Genomic DNA, 16,698 nt, shown 5'->3' on the forward strand with positions numbered 1-16,698 from the left:
GGCTTGGCTCATAGCACCACCTCATCGGTGGTGATGACCATGGCGCAACGGCTGGCGGCATATTCCATGGCCATCCAGTGGTGCTCCTTGCTGAAGTCGGCGATAGCGTCGACAACGAGGAAAGGTTGGATATCGTTGGAATACGCATCCACGCTGGAAATCAATACCCCGACATGTGCGTATACGCCACACAGGATCAACTGATCGCGCCCGCTGGCGTGCATGCGTTGCAGCAAGTCGGAGTTGAAGAACGCGCTATAGCGCCACTTGGTCAGCAGCCAGTCACCGGGTTGGGGGGTGAGGGCGTCGACGACCTCGCGGTCGGCCGGGCTGGCCTTCATGCCCGGGCCCCAGAAATCCTTGAGCAGCCCGCGTTGTTCCTCGTTCATGCTGCCCGGCTGGGCGGTGTAGGCCACCGGCACGCCGTTGTCGGCCGCCCACTGGCGAACGCGGGCGGCATTGCCCACGACTTCGTCGCGCAGGGCCTCCGGCAAGGGCCGCAGGAAGTAGCGCTGCATGTCGTGCACCAACAGCACGGCGCGTTCGGGGTCGATGTGCCATTGCGCAAGATTGGAAGGCAGGTCGTGGGTGGTAGGCAGAGCGTAAGGGATGATCGATGGAATGCCGGTCATGGCGACGAACTCCAGTCAAAGGGATGCAAAAGAGGGAGGAGGGCAGGCCTGCCAGGCCATCACCGCAGCAATGGCTTGCCCTGGGTTCAGGCGCGGGTCGCACAGGCTTTTGTAGCGGCTGGCCACCTGGCTCAGGCCGGCAGCATCGGAGGCGCACTCGCTGACGTCATCGGGGGTGGTTTCCAGATGCAGGCCGGCGGCCACGCCACCGGCCGAGATCACGGCCTGTTTGAAGGCACTGATTTCCTCGGTGATGGTCTGCACCATGCGGGTCTTGTTGCCGCAGGGCGCGACGATGGTGTTGCCGTGCATCGGGTCGCTGAGCCAGATCACCTTGTGGCCGGCGTGGCGCACTGCCTCAACCAGCGGTGGCAGGCGCTCGGCAACCTTGTGGGCGCCCATGCGGGCAATCAGGGTCAGCCGTCCGGGTTCGCGCCTGGGGTCCAGGCGCTCGCACAGACTCAGTAATTGATCCCGGGTGATATCCGGGCCGACCTTGCAGGCCACCGGGTTGAGCACTTCGCTGAGCAGCGCGACGTGAGCGCCCGTCAACTGACGGGTGCGTTCGCCGATCCACGGCCAGTGGGTTGAGCCCAGAAATATCCGGCCCTGTTCATCCTGGCGCACTTGCGGCAGTTCGTAGTCGAGCACCAGCATCTCGTGACTGGTCCAGGCGGGGGCGCCGGTGAGCTGCAGCTCGCCGGACGGCTCCTTCCATCCCAGGTGCCCCATGATGTCCTGGGCGGCGCGATAGCCGCGTACCAGGCGTTGCGCATCGTGCTGGCGATGGCCGTGGACGGCCTCGCGCCCGTTGACCATGTCGCCGCGGTACACCGGCAGCTCGACATCGCCAATGCGTTCACTGTGGTTGGAGCGCGGCTTGGCGAACTGCCCCGCGATCCGTCCCACCCGGACCACCGGTTGCCGGGTCACCAGCCGGAACGCGCCGGCCAGAATGTCCAACATCGCGGCTTTGCGGATCACATGATCGGGAGCGCTTTCATCCATGTCCTCGGCGCAGTCACCGCACTGGATGACCATCGCTTCGCCAGCCGCGACCCTGGCCAGGGTGGCGCGCAAAACCAGAATGTCTTCGACGCGAATCAGTGACGCGCTGTCCCTGAGGTAGGCCTGCGCATCATGCAGTTGTGAAGGTTCGCTCCATTGAGGCTGCTGGAACGCTTCACACTTTTGAACCCGTTTCAGTAAGTCTTCCATGATGCGATCACTCTCCCAAAAGATCAGACAGGAATGCCTTCACGCTTGATATGCGGCACCGGAATACCCAAGGCACGTAATTGTTGAAAAACGTTCATGAACTCGCGATTGCGTTTTACTTTGCCGTTTTCCAGTTCGAATGAGTGCAGGAAGTGGTTCTCGTAATAACCTTGCGGGTAACCAGGAAAGAGAATCTTGCCGTGGCCATCACACTCGACCCAGATATGGTTGGGGTCATCGGTTTCAAATACCTTGACGTTGTACCATTCCCAATCCGGAAAGCATTTGAGTGACCAGACAGCATGTTCGGCCAATTTGTTTTTGCCACTGATGACAATGGGGGCACCGGTGTCCGTGGTCCATAAGCCGCCTGAACCGTCTTCGGTAAATAGTTCATGTCGACGCAGGCGGTCCTGGCCTTTGGTGCGCATGTATTGTTCAACCGTGGCGCGGTTCTTGCGGCGCAGTTCAGTGTCGTCAGGGGTGAGTTGTTGCACGGCGCTATCTGGCATGTTCAATCTCCAATGAATAGAGGGTTTTATGAAGCGGGGATACCTTCACGCTTGATCCTTGGCACCGGGATGCCCAAGGCGCGAAGTTGTTCAAACGGGTTCATGAATTCACGGTTCTGCGTGATCTTGCCGTTGTCCAGTTCGAAGGAATGGATGTAATGGTTTTCGCAATGACCCTCTGGATAACCAGGGACTCGAGTGGTGCCGCGACCGTCACTCTCGACCCAGAAGTGATTGGGGTTGTCGGTCTCGAACACCCGCACGTTGTGCCACTGCCAGTCCGGGAAGCACCGGTGCAGCCACACGCCGAGCGCGGCCAGTTTGGCGTGGCCTTTAAAAACAAGGGGTTCACCGGTTTCGGTGTTCCAGGAGCCTCCACTGCCATCCGGAGTGAACAACTCATGCCGGCGCAGACGATCCTCGCCGTTGGTGCGCATGTACTGATCTACAGTTGCACGGTTTTTCCGGCGAAGCTCAAGCTGATCATTAAAGCCGCCAGATGAAAGCGAAGCAGGCATGGCGGTGCTCTCCTTAGTTGAGGGGATCTATAAAAATCAATTAAATAATTAGTTAAGGTGCGATGAAGTTGAACAGTTTTTAACGGTTGCACATTCCTGGTCATTCAGTGCGGTGTTGTTTATACACCCGCCCTTCCCGGCGTTGGAACTACGAGATCTTGTAGTGGCTCAGCCCGGGCGACACGCTGGGAGCTGTTGCATTATTATGAACGCGAGAGGTCATTCGTCGACTGAGAAACAGTGGCCTTTGGCTAGTTAGTTAGGTTAGATATAAAAAATAGTTCGCTAGTGCGAAGCAGTCTATAGCAGTTGATTTTGCCGGTTGACAGGTGCTCAGGTTGGTTTAGTCTCACGACTCCTTGGAGCGTTATAGGTGTTCAAAATGGAATTAGGACAGCTGTTGGGATGGGATGCTTATTTTTACAGTATCTTTGCACAAACCCTAAATATGGAGGAGTTCACGGTTGTTGCATTGAGGGCTTTGCGGGAACTGCGCTTTGATTTCTTCGCCTATGGCATGTGCAGCGTGACACCGTTCATGCGGCCCAAGACCTATATGTACGGCAATTATCCCGAGCACTGGCTACAGCGCTATCAATCCGCCAACTACGCGAAGATCGACCCCACGGTGAAACACAGTAAGGTCTCGTCGGCCCCCATTTTGTGGAGCAGTGAGTTGTTCCGGGACTGCCCGGACCTGTGGTCTGAAGCCAACGACTCGCATCTATGCCATGGCCTGGCCCAGCCTTCGTTCAACAGCCAGGGACGTGTCGGCGTGTTGAGCCTGGCTCGCAAGGATAACGCCATCAGCCTTCAGGAATTCGAAGCATTGAAGCCAGTGACCAAAGCGTTTGCCGCGGCGGCCCTGGAGAAGATTTCCGCGTTGGAGACTGATGTGCGTGTGTTCAACACCGATGTGACGTTCAGCGAGCGCGAATGTGATGTGTTGCGCTGGACCGCGGATGGCAAGACCTCTGAGGAAATTGGCGTGATCATGGGCGTTTGCGCCGACACCGTGAACTACCATCACCGCAACATCCAGCGCAAGATCGGCGCCAGCAACCGCGTGCAGGCAGTGTCTTACGCCGTCGCGCTGGGTTATATCTGAGGTTCATCCGTTGAGCCGAGTCGACCAGCAGGACGACTCGGCCGTTTTCAAGCGCTCTGCCTCAATAACGCCTCGGACATGAAGGCTGAAGGTAAGCGGGCGCCACGGTGGTGTTCACGGTGGGCGGAGAGCTTGATGGCGAGAATTTTTTCGTCCTGGTGCGTGATGACCGGCCCCAGGCGTTCGTAGTTGACTCCGTTGATCTTGTAGTAGCGCTCCATCGTGCTGTTGACGATGCCGACGATGGCATCGGCGCCCGCCAGGCTCGCAGTCTGGAGAGTTTTCCAGAACAAGGGCATCGCCAATTGCGGTTCGCGGGTGGTGAAACGTGTCATTTCCCAGATGGCCGGATGCTTGGGCGATGTGCCTGTGCAGGTATGGCTGAAGACGCCCTCCAGCAAATTGGGGAATACCGTAGGTATCAGACGGGCGCAGCCTACGATCGAGCGGTGTTCGTTGAACGCCAGAAGGTAGCGGGCGTGTTCGGTGTCGTATTGATCCCATTCATAACCGACCTGATCCGGCGGGATAGGTAATCGCCAGCCCAGTTTCTCGATGAATTGTTCATGCCGAAAGCGGCCCAGCATGATTTTGAGCTCGTCGCTCATCGCGCTCAGCGTATGCTCTTCCATGTGCATGGCAGGGTGTTCCTTAGGGGAGGGGGAGTGCGGATTTTTATAGAGGACTTGTGGCGGCTTAGCGACTACAAGATCTTGTAGGGTAAGTAGGCGTGGGTGTCGGACAGGGGGACAAGGTAGTGACAGGGATGGGATGAGTTCTGCCATCCGTGGAACAAGCGCGCAGTCGTTCCACTGTCCGGCGTAGATTTTTTGGCGCTGACGCCTAGCTCAAATCATGCAGATCTCGCCCGAGAGGCTGGCTTAAAGACCACTCAGAAAACTTGACCTTCAAACCCTGGCGCTGCGGTGTGCAGCACATGGGGCCGACCGTATAGATTTTCGCTTCTGGAAAGGGCGCAAGCCTGAGCAATGGCCAAGTCACCCCATCTGTTGAATACTGCAAGCGCAGCACACCCTCGGAAACGGTGATGCGAAGCCAAAAATCGTTCGGGTTGCCGGGGAAGCAGCCAGGCGCCCAGTCCGACTGGCCTTGGGTCAGCACGCTGCTGATCATCGGCGTTCCGTCATTGTTTTCTATGCCTGCCTTGAGCCAAGTCCTCTCATCGAGCCGGACCATAATGCCTGCTTGATCGTACAACTCGCGAAAGTCAGCGTTGACTCTGACCTGGGCCGTAAAGGCTGCTGAAGTAGCAAATCCCAGGAAATGCCCGCTATCGCGTATGAATCCGTAGTGCGTTTCGCGCCAAAAGTCGGTTTGGACGTCGGTCACTACCTCCAGGGAACCGTCAGTGAAGGTTTGGTAACGGTTCGGTTTATTCAGCCAATTAGCTTTGCGCCAAATTGACGATTCAAAGTCTTGAACGACCTCTGCAATTCGATTTCCATCCACCATGCTACCTCCAGAGTCTGTTAGCCGTACCTGCGTTGCACGCCAGGTCTTGCACTGCGCTGGTCCGACGCTGACCTACCTATCATTTGGAACGACCCACTACACCTTTAAGTCTACCTGTCTCAACTCATGGTTAAGGTACAGCGCAATGGATAAGACAATCACCGTCGATAAACTGACTACCACCGACCTTGAATCCATCAACGAAATATGGCTCGGCGGGACGCATACCCAACTATGCCTGTGGCGCGGCGAACAAACCTTCACCCACGAAATGATGAGCGAGGGCACCCACGATCAGAATATCCGACGTCTGTGCTTGCAGCTGATCAACCCTGACGATCAAGCCGCCGTGGCCAGCGTTGAGGCAATTGTGCGTGAGCGGCTGAAAGAAATGGGGAAGGAGGGCGAGTTTTATCCCGCTGAGGAGGCGGATACTCATCAATAAAGAAGGGAGTGTCGGCCATTGGTGGGAGCCAACCAAGGCCTGGAATCGTGAGAAAAACGTGTACAAATTGAAAAACATGTACAGTTTTTTTCATTCATGACGATATAGCTGGCAAGGTGCCATGGATCGGGCCCGTAATATTTATGAGTCCAATCGTCATGACTATCTTCTTCAACCTGCGCCGTGATCGCCGCGCGATTCAACAACTGGTAGCTGCAATCACTCGCGGTGTACCGCCACAGGTAGACGGGTGCGCTGAAAGCGCTGCAGTTCTCGATGCCTGGAGGGTGTTTGACTCACTCGATCGCGACTCCAAGTCTCGTATAGATGAGCTTGAGCGTGAATTGGAAGCAGCCCGTGAGATGCTTTCCGAGGCAGCGTCGTCTGCATCAGCCCATGAAATCAGGTTTGACCTTGTGAACCGAGCCTCCAGCGAGGGGCTTTGGGATATGGAGGTCGTGGCTGGCGACCCGGTGAATCCTAAAAATCGTTTCTGGTGGTCGCAGCAATTGCGCAACCTGCTGGGGTTCAGAGACGAGCGCGATTTCCCGAATGTGTTGGCCAGTTGGGCCGATCGCCTGCATCCGCAGGACAAACAGGCCACGCTTGATGCGTTTGCCCGCCATCTGAACGATAAGTCCGGCAATACACCCTACAAAGTGAAAAATCGGCTGGCGATGAAGGACGGTTCATACCGTTGGTTCTATGCCCAGGGAGAAACGCTGCGGGATGATCGCGGGATGCCTATACGTGTAGCGGGTTCGCTGCGTGATATCCATGACCAGCTTGAGCGAGACCAGGAGCACGACGTCATTATCACCCGATTTGAACTGGCCAGGGAGATGCTCTCGGACGGGTTGTGGGATATGGAAGTCATCGCGGGAGACCCGGTAAATCCAAAGAACCCTTTCTGGTGGTCTCCCCAGTTCCGGCGACTGCTCGGATTTGAAACCGTGGAGGAGTTCCCGGATGTCCTGGACAGCTGGGCATCCAGGCTGCACCCGGACGATAAGGAGCGAAGCCTCAACGCTTTTGGTGCTCACCTGAATGACCGATCCGGTAAAACGCCCTTTGATATCGAGTACCGCTTGAAAATGAAGAGCGGCGAGTATCGATGGTTCAGAGCCAGAGGTCAGACTCGGCGCGACCCGGCAGGCTTACCGCTTCGGGTAGTCGGTGCACTGGTGGATGTCCATTTGCAGCATGAGCAGGAGGCTCTGCGACAAGCAGAGGTCAAGCATCAACGCACGCTTGAAGAAAACATCGCTCAATTGTCGCAGATCGTTGGGACGATTCAGAGCATTGCCAGCCAGACCAACCTCCTGGCACTGAACGCGGCGATCGAGGCCGCGCGCGCGGGCGAGGCAGGTCGTGGCTTCGCGGTGGTTGCCGACGAAGTTCGCAAGCTGGCAACTCGCACGACGGAAGCCACCGAACAAGCTGCCGGGATGATTACTCGCTGATCAGACTGGCTGCTCTGCAGCGACCTAGGGTATCAAGCGTCTCTCGCGTAGTCGGTCGAACACGTCGAAAAACGCTTGATCGCTCGCCTGGTAGGCGGTGAAGCCCAGGGCACGGCTCTTCGACATATCCGTGACAACTTCGATGGGTCGACCCAGGTCTGCATCGGTATGCCATGGGGATATCAGGCGGCTGATATCGGATTCTTTCAGCCCACGTTCCGCGACTATTTGCGTCCATACGGCCTGGTCGTCAGCCATCTGTTGCTCAAGGGGGGAGGGTGAAGGGGGATAATCGGCAGCGGACAAGTCGAAGTAGTCGGCAATGCGGCTCCACATCCATTTCCAGCGAAACACATCGCCGTTGGTGACGTTGAATGCCTGATTGGCCGCAGCCGGCGTGGTGGCCGCCCACAATTGTTGTCTGGCCAACTGCCGGGCGTCCGTCATATCGGTGAGGCTGTCCCACTGTACGCGTGAACCGGGAAATACAAAGGGACGATTGGTTTTTTTGCAAATCGAGGCATAGACGGCGAGGGTGGTTGCCATGTTCATCGCGTTGCCCACGGCAACCCCGGTGACGGTATGCGGGCGATGAACGCTCCAAGTGAAGCCGTCCTGTTCAGCCGCAGCGAAGAGTTCGTCTTCCTGGGCGTAGTAGAAGTTTTCGATATCCAGACGAGGCTGGTCTTCGCGAAACGGTGTGTGCGGAAGGCTGCCTTTACCATAGGCTTCGAATGGGCCGAGGTAGTGTTTCAGGCCAGTCACCAACGCTACGTGCTCGACGCTCCTGGCCGGCCGAGTGGCGGTCAGCACGTTGCGCACCATGGCGGCATTTACGCGAATGTTCTCGGCCTCGGTGGCTTGCCGTGACCATGTAGTAATGAACACGTGTGTGGGTTTCAAACCCGCCAGCGCCTGTTCCAGCGAAGCAGGGTCCTGAAGGTCTGCCGCGACCGGGATCACGCCTGGTGCCTGCGACGGGTGCCTGGACAGCGCGGCGACCTGCCAGTTGTTGTCGATGAGTAACTGAGTGATGGCGCTGCCGACGATGCCGCTGGCGCCCACAACCAAAGCTGTATGGGTCATAGGTTTCTCCTGGATTCAGGTTTGGGAGTCCGTCCAAGTGACGGAGGTTCAACTGAATCTGATCCGTATGCGCGCCCCTTGATGTGATTTAACAACCTTTCGTGACCTTTTCGAAATGGGGTCACTAGATTGTCAATCCCGACGTGGGTGCGTAAGCTACAGCCATGAACCAACCCTCTATTTCCTCGCGCGGCGTTCGCGGCCCAGCCGATCATGACATTCGCGATCAGATTGTCGCTGCCGCCAATGCGCATTTCAGCCAGTATGGCTACAGCAAAACCACGGTCTCCGACCTGGCTAAAGCTATTGGTTTTTCCAAGGCTTACATCTACAAGTTCTTTGATTCCAAGCAAGCGATTGGGGAAGCTATCTGCGCCAACTGCCTGGCTGAGATTGTTGCGGCTGTCGAGCAGGCAATGGACGCCGAGGGCATTTCGTCGACAGAGCGCTTTCGACGCCTGGTCAAAACGTTGATTTCCACGGGTGTAAGCCTGTTCTTCAATGATCGAAAACTCTACGATATCGCGGCGTTTGCGGCATCGGAGAGCTGGCCGAGTTCGCAGGTATACGACGCCCAGATCAAGTGCTTCGTGCTGCAAATCGTGCGTGAAGGGCGGGAAAGCGGCGAATTTGAACGCAAGACACCGTTAGATGAAACCGTGGACTCCATACATTTTGCATTGCGGCCTTTCGTCAACCCTTTGCTGCTTCAATACAATCTCGACTTCGTTGAGACAGCCCCGACCCTCACCTCAAACCTGATATTGCGTAGCCTCATGCCATGACGCCTGGCTGTGCCCGCCTTGCAATCCTTATGCGAAAGCCCAAATAGCGCATCTCTAGTCTCGCGTTCAGCCATTGATGAATCCGTGCAGAAAATATTCGCACGGACCGTGACCATTGACATAATTAGTCACTTGAATAAGCATGGCGTGTCAGTCTAAAAGGGGGCACTTACAGAACCCCTCCTGCTGATTCCTTTCGATGTTGAACGAAGAGCGCTAATAATGAAAAAAATCCTCCTCAAAAGTCCGCTTGGGCTGGCTGTCGTGCTTGCTTCTTCCAATGTGTTGGCCAGCGGTTTTGCGCTCAACGAACAGAGCATCAGTGGGATGGGCTCCGGGTTCGCCGGTCGTTCTTCTTCTGCCGAGGATGCGACCACAGTCTTCGGTAATCCGGCGGGCATGGCGCGCTTGAAAAGCGAGCAGGTCAGCGTGGGCGGCGCGACGCTGTTCGCGAAGTCCGATATAAGCCACACGCGCGGTACATTCGGTGGCCAGGAAGACGGCGACATGGTGCCGGTGACCACGGTGCCGATGGGGTACTACGTCAAGCCGATTGATGAGCATTGGGCATTCGGCGTGGGGTTCTATGTGCCGTTTGGTCTGATGACCGATTATGGCAGCGGTTTTGCCGGCCGCTACTACGCCAACAAAAGCGAGGTGACGACCCTTACATTTCAGCCCACCGTCAGCTATGCCTTCAACGATAAAGTGTCGATCGGGTTCGGTCCCACCATCAACCGCATCAGCGGCGAGCTGTCTGCAATGGTGCCCAACTCGCTTAGCCCCGGCCGCAATGATGGGAAGCTCAAAAGTACGGGTGATGACACGGCTCTGGGTTTCAACGTCGGTATTTTGGTGCAGGCTACGGACCGAACACGTCTGGGGGTGACCTACCATTCCAAGGTCAGCTACCGCCTGGATGCCAGGACCAAGGTCACTGACGGGCTCTTCAGTGTGCTGGGGGTGAACGGCCGCAGCTATGACGCCTCGTTGGAAGTGGACACGCCAGAATCCGTGGATATGTCGTTGACTCATCAACTGGATGACGACTGGACCCTGTACGCAGGGAGCACCTGGACTCGGTGGAGTCGTTTCAAGGAATTGACCAGCGAGACCAGGGGATTGCCTGCTGTGTTGAATGCTCAACTGGGTTCCGTCACCGAACAGCAGAACTGGCACGATACCTGGGCTCACGCGATCGGCGCGGCGTACAAGCTCAATGACCAGTGGGTGCTTCGTTCCGGCTTTTCGGTCGATCAGTCACCCACCAATAACACCGATCGTGGGCCGCGCATCCCTACGGGTGACCGTAAGGTGTTCAGCGTCGGGGCAGGCTGGACTCCGGCAGATAACGTTACGATCGATGTCGCTTATTCTTACCTGTGGGAAGAGAGTGTCCAGATCAACCACGTCTCTGCGACCAGGGGCGCATACAGTTCCAAGTATAAAAACAGCGCAAGTGGTCTTGGGGCATCGGTCAGTTATCGGTTCTGATTGGCGGCTGTTCCATACATCGGCCGGAAGTGGGGCACTGCTTCCGGTTGTTTTGAGCGCTACCCGACATCAGGAGGAATGAGTCCGCCTTGTCGAGTCGCCACAGGCTGGCGCTCAGGCGCTTCTTGCCAGCCACCGCCGAGCGCTCTGAAGGCGGCGACCGCCGCCCGCGCCGATTCTGTTTGAGCTTGCGCGCGTGCGTCGGATGCCCGTAGCAGGGTCTCGTCGGCGTGCAGAACATCGATCAGGCTGGCTGTACCCTTTTCGTAGGCCGTGAACGACGATTGGCGGGCCTGTGTCAGAGCGTCCTCGCCTGTGGTGAGGGTGGTTGCCTGAGCTTCCCGATTCACCAGGGCGGAGAAGGCGTTTTCGACATCCTCGGTGGCGCGCAGTACCGACTGACGGTAAGCGGCGAGCGCTTCAGCTTCCTGCCCCTTGGTTTGATCAATCCGGGCGTTTATGCGACCGAAATCGAAGAGCCTCCAGCGCAGCCCCAGGACGCCGGCCGACTGGCTGGCATCGCCGGTAAACAGGTTGCCGCCGGATATGGCCGTGGCGCTGCCGAGCAATGCGCCAAGTGAAAACTTCGGGTAATACTCCGCGGTGGCCTCTCCAATGCGTGCGTTGGAGGCCGCAAGGCGGCGCTCCGCCACAATCAGATCTGGCCGGCGGCGCAGCAAATCGGCGGGTGTTCCCGTGTCGTTCACTTGTGGCGCCAGAGGGATCGCGCCCTGGTTCGCCAGCTGCGTTCGATGCGTGCCTGGAGGTGTGCCGAGGATCACATCGAGCGCGTTCATGGCGGCATCCAGGCCGGTCTGCAGGGCCGGTACGGTCGCCTGGACTTGCGCCAGCGCGCCCTCCGTTTGGCGAACCTCATAGCTGGCGGCGAGGCCTTTGCCGTAGAGCAGTTGGACTTTTTCCAACAGGTGCTCCTGGGTTTTCACTTGTCGGTTGGCAATGTCCAGCCGGGCCTGCAATCCCCGGACCGTGATATAGATATCAGCCGTCTGCGCCGCGATGGCCAGGCGTGTGGCGGCAGCGCCGGCCTCGGAGGCCTGGTACTCGGCCAGTGCGGCCTCGCGCCCGCGTCGCAGGCCGCCAAACACATCCACCTCCCAGCTTGCATCAAAGTTGAGCTCGTAGGCGCTTGCGTATCGATCAAAGCCAGGGGTTGAATTCAATACCTGGCCCAGTGGCGTCTCGACGGACTGATAGGAACGCGCGGCCTGACCACTGATGTTTCCCGAGGGCAGTAAAGCGGCATTGGCAGCGCCCAGTCCTGCCCGCGCTTGCGTGACGCGCGCCGCCGCTTGTGCCAGGTCCAGGTTCTGCGCAAGTGCTCTAGAGACGAAGTCGGCTAGCTGGGGATCCCCAAAGCTTCTCCACCATGCGACCAGGCTGGCCTGCGTGGCACCCGGCCTGTGTTCAATAGCGGCCTGGCCCATATATCGCTCGGGAAGCGCAGGGTTCGGACGTTGGTAGTCCGGACCGACCGCGCAACCGGCGATCAGGCTGGCGCTCACCAAAAAAACGAGGGGGCGAGGGGAGGGCATTGAGATTCCTTGAGTCAAATGTCTTGTGACCATCGTACTTTATAGTCACTACTTGTCAATTCACGCTAATCAACAAGGTCAACAGGGCTTATACAGAAGTGTCATCCGCAGACTGTGACGATTGACAAAAATAGTCACAAGCTGAAAACTATGATTTCCATTCTATTATTGAGTCACGGGAATCTATGCGCCGGCTTCGACCTGTCCCTATTGCCGCTTGCTTGTTGCCTCTTGTCCTGACGGCATGTGGCGACTCATCCACCGCTGAAGATCCGCGCACGCAAGCCCCGCTGGTGAGGTCGGCAGCCGTTCAGGGTTCCTCCGCGATCTCGCGTTCATTCACCGGGGTGGTCGCTGCCCGTACTCAGGGCGATTTGGGCTTTCGGGTGTCCGGCAAGATCCTTGAGCGTCTGGTTGACACCGGCCAGACCGTCAAGCGTGGCCAGCCGCTCATGCGCCTCGACCCGATTGACCTGGGTTTACAGGCGCGGGCACAACAAGAGTCAGTCATTGCCGCGAAAGCCCGAGCCAAGCAGACCGCGGATGACGAAGCGCGCTACCGTGACCTGGTCGCTGCAGGCGCGATCTCTGCATCGGCCTATGACCAGATCAAAGCGGCGGCCGATACCGCGAAGGCGCAACTGGGCGCCGCGCAAGCGCAGGCTGACGTCGCCCGCAATGCTTCGGGTTACGCGGTGTTGGTCGCCGATACCGACGGCGTCGTGGTGGAGACGCTCGCCGAGCCTGGGCAAGTCGTCAGCCCGGGGCAACCGGTGGTGCGGCTGGCGAGGGCAGGGCAGCGCGAGGCTATCGTGCACTTGCCTGAAACGTTACGCCCGGCAGCCGGGTCGACCGCCCAGGCGACACTTTATGGCAACGCCAGCGGTGCTGTGACCGCAAAGCTCAGGCTGCTTTCGGACTCGGCGGACCGCATGACTCGCACCTTCGAGGCGCGGTATGTGCTGGAGGGCGCGCTGGCGAACGCACCGATTGGTTCGACCGTCACCCTCAGGATTGCCGAAGACGCGGCGCAAGGGCCGGTGTTGCAAGTGCCCGTCGCGGCCATTTACAACCCAGGCAAGGGGGCAGGGGTGTGGGTTATCGCCGGGACACCCGCAAAGGTGACCTGGCGACCTGTCCAGGTCCTGGGTTTGAGCGACGATTCGGCCAGCGTTGCAGGCGATCTCAAGGTCGGTGAGCCTGTGGTTGCCTTGGGCGCACACCTGCTGCGCGATGGCGAAGCGGTGCGGCTGGCTCAACAGGATGACGCCACGGTTGCGGGGACGCGTCCATGAGCGAGGGTCGTTTCAACCTGTCGGCGCTCGCCGTGCGCGAGCGTTCGATCACTGTATTTTTGATCTTCCTGATAGCCATTGCGGGCATCCTGTCGTTCTTTCAGTTGGGGCGTGCGGAGGACCCTCCCTTTACGGTCAAGCAGTTGACGGTCATCACCGCCTGGCCGGGGGCGACCGCGCAGGAGATGCAGGATCAGGTTGCAGAACCCCTTGAAAAACGCCTGCAGGAACTGAAGTGGTACGACCGTTCGGAAACCTATACGCGGCCGGGCCTGGCGTTCACGATGCTGTCGTTGCTCGATGGCACGCCACCCTCGCAGGTGCAGGAAGAGTTCTATCAGGCGCGTAAAAAGCTCGATGATGAGGCAATCAAGTTGCCGGCCGGTGTCATCGGGCCGATGGTCAACGATGAATTCTCGGACGTGACATTCGCCCTGTTTGCCCTGAAGGCCAAAGGTGAGCCACAGCGCCTGCTGGTGCGTGATGCCGAGTCGCTGCGCCAGCGCCTGTTGCATGTGCCGGGTGTGAAGAAGGTCAATATTATCGGGGAGCAGCCCGAGCGTATCTTTGTCTCGTTTTCCCATGATCGGCTGGCCACTCTGGGCGTGTCCCCTCAGGACATCTTTGCCGCGCTGAACAATCAAAATGTGCTTACGCCAGCAGGCTCCATTGAAACGCAAGGTCCCGAAATCTTTCTTCGCCTGGATGGCGCCTTCGACAAGCTGCAGAAAATACGGGACACGCCCATTACGCTCCAGGAACGCACGCTCAAGCTCTCGGATGTGGCGACAATTGAACGTGGATATGAAGATCCCCGGACGTTTCTCGTACGTAACAACGGTGAAGACGCCTTGCTATTGGGCATCGTGATGCGCGAGGGCTGGAACGGTCTTGATCTCGGCAAAGCCCTGGACGCGGAAACCGCCAAGATCAACGAAGGCATGCCGCTGGGCATGGCGCTTTCGAAAGTCACCGATCAATCGGTGAATATCGACTCGGCCGTCGGCGAGTTCATGGTCAAGTTTTTCGTCGCACTGCTTGTGGTAATGCTGGTGTGCTTTCTCAGCATGGGCTGGCGTGTCGGCGTTGTCGTGGCGGCCGCCGTGCCGTTGACCCTGGCCGTGGTGTTTGTGGTGATGGAAGCCACCGGAAAGAACTTTGACCGGATTACCCTCGGCTCGTTGATTCTGGCGCTCGGCCTGCTGGTGGACGACGCCATCATCGCTATCGAAATGATGGTGGTGAAAATGGAGGAGGGCTATGACCGCATCAAGGCGTCCGCGTATGCCTGGAGCCATACGGCCGCGCCGATGCTGTCCGGCACCCTGGTGACGGCGATCGGCTTTATGCCCAACGGCTTCGCGCAGTCGACAGCCGGGGAGTACACCAGCAACATGTTCTGGATTGTCGGCATCGCGCTCATCGCCTCGTGGGTGGTGGCCGTGGTCTTCACCCCGTATCTGGGCGTGAAGATGCTGCCGGACATCAAGACGGTCGAAGGTGGTCATGCCGCCATCTACAACACCCGTCATTACAATCGCTTTCGCCGGGTGTTGACGCAGGTCATTGCGCGCAAATGGCTGGTGGCCGGTACCGTCATCATATTGTTTGTGGTGTCGATCCTCGGTATGGGGCTGGTCAAGAAGCAGTTCTTCCCGACCTCGGACCGTCCCGAGGTGCTGATTGAGGTGCAAATGCCCTATGGAACCTCCATTGAGCAGACCAGCGCCACCAGCGCCAAGATAGAAGCTTGGCTACAAAAGCAGGATGAAGCAAAAATTGTCACGGCCTATATCGGGCAAGGAGCGCCGCGCTTCTATCTGGCGATGGCGCCGGAACTGCCGGATCCGTCGTTCGCGAAAATCGTGGTGCTGACGGACAGTCAGGAGGCTCGTGAAGCCCTCAAGTTGCGTCTGCGCGAGGCGGCTGCCGAAGGCCTTGCGCCAGAAGCGCGGGTCCGGGTCACGCAACTGGTGTTTGGTCCGTACTCGCCATTTCCGGTTGCGTATCGAGTGATGGGGCCTGATCCGGTAAGACTTCGCGAAATCGCCGGCCAGGTTCAGGATGTGTTGCAGGCCAGTCCGATGATGAGAACCGTCAACACCGACTGGGGGCCGCTGACGCCGACGTTGCACTTCAACCTGGACCAGGACCGCTTGCAGGCCGTGGGGTTGACGTCAAGCGCGGTGGCGCAGCAACTGCAGTTCCTGCTGGCGGGCGTACCGATTACGGCAGTTCGCGAGGACATCCGTTCAGTGCAGGTGGTCGGGCGCGCGGCAGGCAATATCCGCCTCGATCCCGCCAAGATAGAAGGCTTTACGCTGGCAGGCACGGCGGGGCAGCGGATTCCATTGTCTCAGGTGGGGAAAGTCGATGTACGCATGGAGGACCCGATCCTTCGGCGTCGTGACCGTACGCCGACCATCACCGTACGCGGCGACATTGCCGAGGAGCTGCAGCCGCCGGATGTGTCGAGCGCGATTGTGAAGGAGCTGCAACCGATCATCGACAAACTGCCTGATGGGTATCGGATCGAGCAAGCGGGTGCAATCGAGGAGTCAGGCAAGGCCGGTAAAGCAATGTTGCCGCTATTCCCGATCATGATTGCCATGACGTTGCTGGTCATCATTTTGCAGGTTCGTTCAATCTCCGCGATGATCATGGTGTTCCTCACCTCACCGCTGGGGTTGATTGGCGTAGTGCCAATATTATTAATCTTCCAACAACCCTTCGGTATCAACGCACTGGTCGGACTGATCGCGCTGTCAGGCATCCTGATGCGCAATACGCTGATTCTGATCGGGCAAATTCATCACAACGAACAAGAAGGGCTGGATCCTTTTCATGCGGTGGTCGAAGCCACGGTACAACGGGCCCGCCCGGTCTTGCTGACAGCGATGGCGGCCATCCTGGCGTTCATACCGCTGACCCATTCCGTTTTCTGGGGGACTTTGGCCTACACACTGATTGGAGGCACGTTGGTCGGAACCATCATGACGCTGGTGTTCCTGCCGGCGATGTACGCCATCTGGTTCAAGATCCGCCCTGAGCCTGAAAGCAGCACTCAGGCAGCGAAACCCACCCAAGCACTTTCGACTGATAAATGAAGAGGGGTC

Annotated in this window: 14 protein-coding genes and 2 pseudogenes; 8 read left to right on the forward strand and 8 right to left on the reverse strand. The window is 58.3% G+C overall.

Annotated elements, in window-relative coordinates:
* Nucleotides 1-8 precede the first annotated feature (8 nt).
* From BOP93_RS12725 to BOP93_RS12740, 4 genes are read right to left on the reverse strand one after another with little or no spacing between them, the layout of a single operon-like run.
* Complete coding sequence (locus BOP93_RS12725; protein WP_104502902.1) at nt 9-632, reverse strand: isochorismatase family protein; 624 nt, start codon at nt 630-632, stop codon at nt 9-11.
* Nucleotides 633-647: 15 nt separating this feature from the next.
* Nucleotides 648-1,850 carry a 3-deoxy-7-phosphoheptulonate synthase gene (locus BOP93_RS12730; protein ID WP_104502903.1) on the reverse strand — a complete coding sequence of 401 codons (1,203 nt, stop codon included), beginning with the start codon at nt 1,848-1,850 and terminating at the stop codon, nt 648-650.
* Between the two features lie 23 nt (nt 1,851-1,873).
* Entirely contained in the window at nt 1,874-2,362 is a 489-nt protein-coding gene (locus BOP93_RS12735) for a PhzA/PhzB family protein (protein ID WP_104502904.1), read from the reverse strand.
* 26 nt (nt 2,363-2,388) lie between these two features.
* Nucleotides 2,389-2,880 (reverse strand): PhzA/PhzB family protein, encoded by a 492-nt coding sequence (locus BOP93_RS12740; protein WP_104502905.1) that lies wholly within the window; start codon nt 2,878-2,880, stop codon nt 2,389-2,391.
* Nucleotides 2,881-3,262: 382 nt separating this feature from the next.
* On the opposite strand from BOP93_RS12740, the gene BOP93_RS12745 reads away from it, so the two are divergent.
* Nucleotides 3,263-3,988, forward strand: a complete 726-nt coding sequence (locus tag BOP93_RS12745) for an autoinducer binding domain-containing protein (RefSeq protein WP_104505281.1) — start codon at nt 3,263-3,265, stop codon at nt 3,986-3,988.
* 47 nt (nt 3,989-4,035) lie between these two features.
* Here the strand turns inward: BOP93_RS12745 and BOP93_RS12750 are convergent, their stop codons facing one another.
* Both BOP93_RS12750 and BOP93_RS12755 read right to left on the reverse strand, forming a co-directional pair.
* Nucleotides 4,036-4,626 (reverse strand): acyl-homoserine-lactone synthase, encoded by a 591-nt coding sequence (locus BOP93_RS12750; protein ID WP_104502906.1) that lies wholly within the window; start codon nt 4,624-4,626, stop codon nt 4,036-4,038.
* 205 nt (nt 4,627-4,831) lie between these two features.
* The gene (locus BOP93_RS12755; RefSeq protein ID WP_205885819.1) at nt 4,832-5,410 is read right to left on the reverse strand and encodes a DUF1349 domain-containing protein; all 579 of its coding nucleotides are present in this window, start codon (nt 5,408-5,410) and stop codon (nt 4,832-4,834) included.
* A 196-nt stretch (nt 5,411-5,606) separates the two neighbouring features.
* On the opposite strand from BOP93_RS12755, the gene BOP93_RS12760 reads away from it, so the two are divergent.
* The 3 genes and pseudogenes from BOP93_RS12760 to BOP93_RS28200 all read left to right on the forward strand — a co-directional run.
* Nucleotides 5,607-5,906 carry a hypothetical protein gene (locus BOP93_RS12760; RefSeq protein WP_104502908.1) on the forward strand — a complete coding sequence of 100 codons (300 nt, stop codon included), beginning with the start codon at nt 5,607-5,609 and terminating at the stop codon, nt 5,904-5,906.
* A 449-nt stretch (nt 5,907-6,355) separates the two neighbouring features.
* Nucleotides 6,356-7,075 (forward strand): annotated as a pseudogene (locus BOP93_RS28195) (PAS domain-containing protein); the annotation flags it as partial.
* A 57-nt stretch (nt 7,076-7,132) separates the two neighbouring features.
* A pseudogene (locus BOP93_RS28200) lies at nt 7,133-7,360 on the forward strand (methyl-accepting chemotaxis protein); the annotation flags it as partial.
* Nucleotides 7,361-7,393: 33 nt separating this feature from the next.
* On the opposite strand, the gene BOP93_RS12770 reads toward BOP93_RS28200, so the two are convergent.
* Nucleotides 7,394-8,455: an SDR family oxidoreductase gene (locus BOP93_RS12770; RefSeq protein ID WP_104502910.1), complete on the reverse strand. Its 1,062-nt coding sequence runs from the start codon at nt 8,453-8,455 to the stop codon at nt 7,394-7,396.
* Between the two features lie 164 nt (nt 8,456-8,619).
* Between BOP93_RS12770 and BOP93_RS12775 the strand changes: the two genes are divergently transcribed.
* Both BOP93_RS12775 and BOP93_RS12780 read left to right on the forward strand, forming a co-directional pair.
* Nucleotides 8,620-9,240, forward strand: a complete 621-nt coding sequence (locus BOP93_RS12775; RefSeq protein WP_104502911.1) for a TetR/AcrR family transcriptional regulator — start codon at nt 8,620-8,622, stop codon at nt 9,238-9,240.
* Between the two features lie 222 nt (nt 9,241-9,462).
* Nucleotides 9,463-10,734: an OmpP1/FadL family transporter gene (locus BOP93_RS12780; protein WP_104502912.1), complete on the forward strand. Its 1,272-nt coding sequence runs from the start codon at nt 9,463-9,465 to the stop codon at nt 10,732-10,734.
* 59 nt (nt 10,735-10,793) lie between these two features.
* Here the strand turns inward: BOP93_RS12780 and BOP93_RS12785 are convergent, their stop codons facing one another.
* Nucleotides 10,794-12,287 carry an efflux transporter outer membrane subunit gene (locus BOP93_RS12785; protein WP_104502913.1) on the reverse strand — a complete coding sequence of 498 codons (1,494 nt, stop codon included), beginning with the start codon at nt 12,285-12,287 and terminating at the stop codon, nt 10,794-10,796.
* Between the two features lie 185 nt (nt 12,288-12,472).
* Here BOP93_RS12785 and BOP93_RS12790 point away from each other — a divergent pair, with 185 nt between their 5' ends.
* On the forward strand, nt 12,473-13,582 hold the full coding sequence (locus tag BOP93_RS12790) for an efflux RND transporter periplasmic adaptor subunit (RefSeq protein ID WP_104502914.1): 1,110 nt from the start codon (nt 12,473-12,475) through the stop codon (nt 13,580-13,582).
* Nucleotides 13,579-16,689 carry an efflux RND transporter permease subunit gene (locus BOP93_RS12795; RefSeq protein WP_104502915.1) on the forward strand — a complete coding sequence of 1,037 codons (3,111 nt, stop codon included), beginning with the start codon at nt 13,579-13,581 and terminating at the stop codon, nt 16,687-16,689. Before BOP93_RS12790 ends, BOP93_RS12795 begins: the two co-directional genes overlap by 4 nt.
* The last annotated feature ends 9 nt before the right edge of the window (nt 16,690-16,698 follow it).

The sequence above is a fragment of the Pseudomonas orientalis genome (genome assembly GCF_002934065.1).
GTDB lineage: Bacteria > Pseudomonadota > Gammaproteobacteria > Pseudomonadales > Pseudomonadaceae > Aquipseudomonas > Aquipseudomonas orientalis_A.

Coding starts and splice junctions, on each gene's coding strand:
- BOP93_RS12740 (WP_104502905.1), bottom strand. CDS start 2,880: ATGCCTGCTTCGCTTTCATCTGGCGGCTTTAATGATCAGCTTGAGCTT.
- BOP93_RS12785 (WP_104502913.1), bottom strand. CDS start 12,287: ATGCCCTCCCCTCGCCCCCTCGTTTTTTTGGTGAGCGCCAGCCTGATC.
- BOP93_RS12735 (WP_104502904.1), bottom strand. CDS start 2,362: ATGCCAGATAGCGCCGTGCAACAACTCACCCCTGACGACACTGAACTG.
- BOP93_RS12795 (WP_104502915.1), top strand. CDS start 13,579: ATGAGCGAGGGTCGTTTCAACCTGTCGGCGCTCGCCGTGCGCGAGCGT.
- BOP93_RS12770 (WP_104502910.1), bottom strand. CDS start 8,455: ATGACCCATACAGCTTTGGTTGTGGGCGCCAGCGGCATCGTCGGCAGC.
- BOP93_RS12745 (WP_104505281.1), top strand. CDS start 3,263: ATGGAATTAGGACAGCTGTTGGGATGGGATGCTTATTTTTACAGTATC.
- BOP93_RS12730 (WP_104502903.1), bottom strand. CDS start 1,850: ATGGAAGACTTACTGAAACGGGTTCAAAAGTGTGAAGCGTTCCAGCAG.
- BOP93_RS12750 (WP_104502906.1), bottom strand. CDS start 4,626: ATGCACATGGAAGAGCATACGCTGAGCGCGATGAGCGACGAGCTCAAA.
- BOP93_RS12780 (WP_104502912.1), top strand. CDS start 9,463: ATGAAAAAAATCCTCCTCAAAAGTCCGCTTGGGCTGGCTGTCGTGCTT.
- BOP93_RS12725 (WP_104502902.1), bottom strand. CDS start 632: ATGACCGGCATTCCATCGATCATCCCTTACGCTCTGCCTACCACCCAC.
- BOP93_RS12775 (WP_104502911.1), top strand. CDS start 8,620: ATGAACCAACCCTCTATTTCCTCGCGCGGCGTTCGCGGCCCAGCCGAT.
- BOP93_RS12760 (WP_104502908.1), top strand. CDS start 5,607: ATGGATAAGACAATCACCGTCGATAAACTGACTACCACCGACCTTGAA.
- BOP93_RS12790 (WP_104502914.1), top strand. CDS start 12,473: ATGCGCCGGCTTCGACCTGTCCCTATTGCCGCTTGCTTGTTGCCTCTT.